General features: G+C 63.9%; 1 protein-coding gene. It reads left to right on the forward strand.

Features of this window, described 5'->3' with window-relative positions:
* Positions 1 to 519: NAD(P)(+) transhydrogenase (Re/Si-specific) subunit beta (locus AC07OQ_RS24490; protein WP_495055746.1), on the forward strand; the 519-nt coding region annotated here is incomplete at its 5' end.
* Positions 520 to 527: the final 8 nt, after the last annotated feature.

Here is a 527-nt window from a genome sequence, read left to right on the forward strand (position 1 = left end):
GTCAAGAGCGGCAGCGCCGACGACGCGGCCTTCATCATGGGCAATGCCGAGAGCGTGATCATCGTGCCGGGCTATGGCCTGGCCGTGGCGCGCGCCCAGCATGCGGTGAAGGAACTGGCCGAGCGCCTGCACGAGAAGGGCGTGACGGTGAAGTACGCGATCCATCCGGTGGCCGGGCGCATGCCGGGCCATATGAACGTGCTGCTGGCCGAGGCCGAGGTGCCCTACGACCAGGTGTTCGAGATGGAGGACATCAACGCCGAGTTCGGGCAGGCCGATGTGGCCATCATCCTGGGCGCCAACGACGTGGTGAACCCGGCCGCGCTGACCAAGGGCAGCCCGATCTACGGCATGCCCATCCTGGAGGCCTACAAGGCCAAGACCATCATCGTCAACAAGCGTTCGATGGCGGCCGGCTATGCGGGCCTGGACAACGAGCTGTTCTACATGGACAAGACCATGATGGTGTTCGGCGACGCGAAGAAGGTCGTCGAGGACATGCTCAAGGCGGTCGAATAATCCTCTGA

The organism is Roseateles sp. GW821-FHT09B06 (genome assembly GCF_059418245.1).